Origin of the sequence: Fretibacterium fastidiosum, assembly GCF_000210715.1 — a bacterium.
In the GTDB taxonomy this organism is placed as follows: Bacteria; Synergistota; Synergistia; order Synergistales; family Aminobacteriaceae; genus Fretibacterium; species Fretibacterium fastidiosum.
On the sequence record NC_021038.1, the window covers coordinates 2,701,538 to 2,706,373 of the forward strand.

5 protein-coding genes are annotated in these 4,836 nt (G+C 47.1%); 4 read left to right on the forward strand and 1 reads right to left on the reverse strand.

Annotated elements, in window-relative coordinates; translation table 11 throughout:
* Positions 1 to 431: 431 nt before the first annotated feature.
* The 4 genes from SY1_RS12130 (at position 432) to SY1_RS12145 (ending at position 3,368) form a co-directional block, all read left to right on the forward strand.
* Positions 432 to 800 (forward strand): hypothetical protein, encoded by a 369-nt coding sequence (locus SY1_RS12130; protein WP_015557199.1) that lies wholly within the window; start codon positions 432 to 434, stop codon positions 798 to 800.
* Positions 801 to 838: 38 nt separating this feature from the next.
* On the forward strand, positions 839 to 1,357 hold the full coding sequence (locus SY1_RS12135; RefSeq protein ID WP_208873903.1) for a hypothetical protein: 519 nt from the start codon (positions 839 to 841) through the stop codon (positions 1,355 to 1,357).
* Positions 1,344 to 1,850, forward strand: a complete 507-nt coding sequence (locus SY1_RS12140) for a hypothetical protein (RefSeq protein WP_208873904.1) — start codon at positions 1,344 to 1,346, stop codon at positions 1,848 to 1,850. The genes SY1_RS12135 and SY1_RS12140 overlap by 14 nt, the downstream gene beginning before the upstream one ends.
* Before the next feature lie 1,263 nt (positions 1,851 to 3,113).
* On the forward strand, positions 3,114 to 3,368 hold the full coding sequence (locus SY1_RS12145) for a hypothetical protein (protein WP_208873905.1): 255 nt from the start codon (positions 3,114 to 3,116) through the stop codon (positions 3,366 to 3,368).
* A gap of 407 nt (positions 3,369 to 3,775) precedes the next feature.
* On the opposite strand, the gene SY1_RS12150 is transcribed toward SY1_RS12145, so the two are convergent.
* A partial coding sequence (locus SY1_RS12150) for an RpnC/YadD family protein (RefSeq protein ID WP_481128941.1) occupies positions 3,776 to 4,836 on the reverse strand: 1,061 nt, incomplete at its 5' end.

A 4,836-nucleotide genomic window follows, 5' to 3' on the forward strand; every position in this document is an offset into this window, starting at 1 on the left:
CCGGCTGCCGTTTGCTACCGCTCACGGGCCGTCAGTCCCAGCCCCTTCGGAGCTCGCCAGCCCCCCTTTCGGGGGAGGCAATCCACATTAGACGCGAATTGGTATCAGGAGCTGGCATCCCCTCTTTATGAACCTCAGTTGATGTTCGTATTCTGATCTTCTTTTTAGAAAATTAACAACAACTTCTTGTTTCCCCTCTTGACACGGCCTTGTAAGCTTGATAGGATAAAAACATATGGTTTTTGTGCTTCATGGATATAGACTTGGAACTCGAAAGGGCAATCGGGAGAGCCGCGGCGACGCGCAGACCTGAACAACCACGAATTTCTGAAATCGACAGCGCGAAGCGGCCTACCACAATGTATTGAGGTAGGAAAGTTGCTTTACGCTTTTTGTTTATTTATGTATATCTATCTAAGGAAGGAGGATGCATGATGGATTTTCTTGCTCTTGTGTTTCCCTCTGAGAAAAAATGGATACGCTTGATTTTGGCTTTGATTGGTGGCGGGCCGTTGATGTTTTCCTCCGAAAGTGTCTGGTGGACCGTGGGCTTCCTTGCGTCGATCACGTTTTGGTGGTTTTTGAGCCTCGTCTTGGAAATGTTGGGGGTGGTGGAGATAAATACGGCAAATCGGATAGCCTTTTTATCTCCCCTTGCCGTTTCGCTGGGGCTGTGGTTTTGGATGCATGATCTTCCCGGGATTTACTTTTTTATTCCGGCGATTGTCTTGGGGCTGGGCCTGATCATGCCCTTGAGTTTCCTGATGTGTGACCCGCGTCATCCTTCTACGTGGTTATAGAAAAATAAAAAAGCATTGATTTTGTTGGGAGCTTAAAGATGTCTGGAAGAAAAATTCTTTTGTTTCTTTTTGTTGGAGTGATGGCTTTGTGGGGTATTTCCCAGATGTTTTCTCCATCTGGCCCAAATGCGGAGAGTATTTATAAAATGGTAACCCGCCTTTATTTTCGTTCTATAGATGACGTTAATAAAATAATGGGGAAACCAGGTGATAAGCTTAAGGTACCGAAGGAAGGATATGCCTGGTTATTTGACTCTGGAGATAATAATTTTTTTCATAAAAATAGTATTGTGTGTGTTTTTAAAGATGGTTATTGCATGGCTGTAAGTTATTCAGAAATTTACGAGAGCAAAAAACAGGCTGCTAAACGATATGACGAAATACTGAAAGGGTTGTCAAAAAAATTAGGCTCTGCTGTGAGGGATGACCGGGGTTTCCTTAGTTGGTTTATGGAAGAAAAGAAACTGGGTATCATGCAATTGTTTTTTCATGATAAGGAAGTGACAGGTGTGTTTGTTGTAATAAAGAAAAAGGATTTTTATAATGAAACCATTTAGATTAAAGTTTGAGTTGTGTTTCTTTATTTTTTTGTGGTTAGGGAATGAGTCAGCTTGGGCTGTGGAACCAGTGAAAATTTATCAGAAGTTGAATTCTTTGTTTATAACGGAAAATGTTTCAGAAGTCTTAAAAAGTTGGGGAAATCCTACGTTTGAAGAGAAGGGTATTCCATACTGGCAATGGGAAGGTGGGATATTGTGCTGTATTGTTGAAAAAGGGCAAGCAGAAGTTGCCTCTTACACAGAGACGGCAGATTCAATTGACGTAATGGATTCCAGGCTCTTGGCGAAGTATAGACGTTTTAAGAAGAGTTTTGCCTCCATTTTAAAGATGAAGGGGGTGGAAATGGAAGCGAATTTGGAGATGAATAACCAGCCTATTAAAGGCCTTACTACTATGTGGAAGAAGGACAATCTACAGTTTGGCTGGATATGTTTTTACAACAAACATTTTCAAAATACCGCACTGCAACTTATTATTCGTCGACAATAACAAGTAGGAAGAGAAGGGGGAGAAATATTTTGTTTTTTTGAATATGTTTTTGGAATAAAAAAATCCTCGAGGACCTAGTACGGGTTTATTATATGCAAAGCCAATAATTGATCGTGCAAAATTTAATAAAAAAATGATTGCTTGGGCTGACAGCCAAAGTTCCCCTGCCCGTGTTGATCCGTTGGTCCTGGACCTGAATCGGGACGGCAAGGTTGAGCTGAAGAACGCGGCGTTTTTGACCTCAACGCCAACGGGTTCCATGAGTTTACCCGTTGGATCGACGGGACGGACGCGTTTCTGGTGCTCGATAAGAACTTCAACGGCAAGGCGGACAATGGAGGCAGCCGACGCCTCCCCTGAAAGGGGACGGCCAGACTGCCAGCGATTCCCCGAAGGGGAGAGTTGTGCAGGTCGGCTGGTTTCTTCATCAGGTGGCCGAACGGAGTGAGAGGGGGGTGTTTTGTTTGTGCGTTCCAATCCAACCCCTCGATCGTGCCTCTTCAGGAGCTGACAGCCCTTCTGTATGAACCTCAGTCGATGTTCATACTTCTGATCTTCTTTTCAGAAAATCAACGACAACTTCTTGTTCCCCCTCTTGACACGGCCTGGCAACCTTGATAGGATAAAAAATATTGTTGTTATGCTTGATGGATATAGACTTGGAACTCGGAAGGGCAATCGGGAGCACCGCGGCGACGCGCAGACCTGAACAACCACGAATTTCTGAAATCGACAGCGCGAAGCGGCCCGGAAGAAGGGACGTATCGCGCTCTTTTTTCTAAATCCCTACAGGATGGTGAACGGCTGAAAAAGTTAGAAGAAGTGGGAGGCGAAATTATGAAGTTAAAAGAACATGATAATGAGGTTGTAAAAATACGATCGCATTTTTCTAAGACCTTCTTTTTTGTTTACAGCATTGGGATCATTACGATACTGTTTGCAAAATTAAAAGGGATTTCTTCGCTCCTTAGTATTACCAGTATGTGTTGGTATTTGGTTATTTTGAATGAGTCATGGTTTCTTTATTTTTATATGAAACAAAAGAATGTTACGAGATAGGTATTTTGTGATTTATCCCAAATAGAGGGAAATAATGCGTTAATAGTGATTCGAATAGTCTTATTGGCAAAGTCTATCGAGTTTATTGAATCACCATTTAGTACATTTCTTTTTATTACATTGGCAATTTTCTTTTTAATGATCAATTTTAGTGTCGTAAGTCTTTTAGGGCTGTATAGTTACTTAAATTCTAAGTCAGAATCAGTGTTCGCAGCAAAGTATCGACATATTTTATTGATCAAGGCTCGGGATTTAAAAAAAATAGCAATATCAATGCTACTTTACCTTATTGCAGTAATTTTTGTTCTAAATGAAGATAATTTTATTGCAGTTAGAATTATTTCGGGGGTGATTTCTGGACTAATCTTATTAGTCATTATGTGTTTGTTAGTGGCCTCGGTGAAAAAAATTATTTGTTTAAATTGTGGAGAGGCGGAAGAAGATGGCAATAAAATATAAGGCTTTTTGGCGGAATATTCCTTTAGGAGTGATTGGTTTTGATATTTTTGATGAGTATTTGGATATGAGCTAGACGATATATTTTTTCGTTGGCTTATATCTGATGCCACCCCCACCCGTGTTGAGCCGTTGGTCCTGGACCTGAACCGGGATGGTAAGGTTGAGCTGAAGAACGCGGCGTTTTTGACCTGAACGCCAACGGGTTCCACGAGTTTACGCGGTGGATCGACAAGACGTACGCCTTTCTGCTACTGGACAAGCACTTCAACGGCAAGGCGGACAATGGAGGCAGCCGACGCCTCCCCTGAAAGGGGAGGTGGCCCGAAGGGCCGGAGGGGTTGTTTCTTGCGCTCAAAAATACCCCCCCAGCCCCTGCGGGGCAGTCCCCCTTGCAGGAGGGCCAACAATCAGTCCATCTCCCCCCTCAGCGCCTCCACCTCACCACGGGACAGCCCGGTGAAGTCAACGACCTGCTCCAACGGGACGCCCCGCACCAGCATCCGCCGCGCCGTGGAGGCGATGCCCCTGGCTTCGCCTCTTGCCTCACCCAACTTAATGCCCCTTGCCTCACCCAACTTAATGCCTCTTGCCTCACCCAACTTAATGCCTCTTGCCTCGCCCAGCTGGATGCCCTCTATCCTGCCCTTCTCAATACCCTTACGCTCCATGATGCTGACGTACATCCGTCCCGCCTCCTTCGCCTCTTCCAAAGTATTTTCCCACTCTTCGTATTCTCTTGAGCTCTCGTCCTCCGTCAGGTGAATCACGCCTTCCATAAACACCAGCAGCTGCGCCTTGTCCGCGTGGGGCCAGCCCCGTTCGTCCAGAAGCTTCAGCATCTCCTTCAGGTAACTCAGCTTCCTCGGCTCGCTGCTCCGGCTCTTCCACGCCCTCAAGCCCGCCAGGTGCGCCCAGTCGAAGGGGTTGTCGCTCGCCTTCAGGGCCTCTTCGTCCCCCTCATAGAGCTTGAACATGGGGAACTCGTACTTCACCCGCGTGCCGTAGCCCTCCCAGGAATAGACCCCGCAGGACTGCGCCTCCGACAGGGGCTCGATGAGGAGGGCCAGGGCACTGACGTGCCTTCGGTAACGGCCCTCCAGCAAGCCGCGGTAGCGGTGCATCCGCAGGGGGAAGTCTTCGTTCCCGCCCCGGCCCTGCACCTCCACGTGAAGGAGGACCCAGGCGTCTTCCTTGGCGCGGAGGGGGACGTTTGCCAGGAGGTCCACGAATCGGTTCCCGTCCGGCTCGCCGCCCTCCGGCCTTTGGGTGAAGCGGGCCAGCCGGCGCAGTTCCTTATCGAGGAAAACGACGTCCCGTTTCTCGTCGAGGTCTCTGGCCAGGTCGGGCAGCAAAGAGTGAAGCATAGGGACGAAGAACCTGGCCAGCAGGTCCTTCCAGAGCAAGTCATCACGTCGCGGTTCTTTGGTGGCCTTCTCCGATGGGTCTTTTTTCTTCCCGCCCATGACGT

Coding starts and splice junctions, on each gene's coding strand:
- SY1_RS12135 (WP_208873903.1), top strand. CDS start 839: ATGTCTGGAAGAAAAATTCTTTTGTTTCTTTTTGTTGGAGTGATGGCT.
- SY1_RS12140 (WP_208873904.1), top strand. CDS start 1,344: ATGAAACCATTTAGATTAAAGTTTGAGTTGTGTTTCTTTATTTTTTTG.
- SY1_RS12130 (WP_015557199.1), top strand. CDS start 432: ATGATGGATTTTCTTGCTCTTGTGTTTCCCTCTGAGAAAAAATGGATA.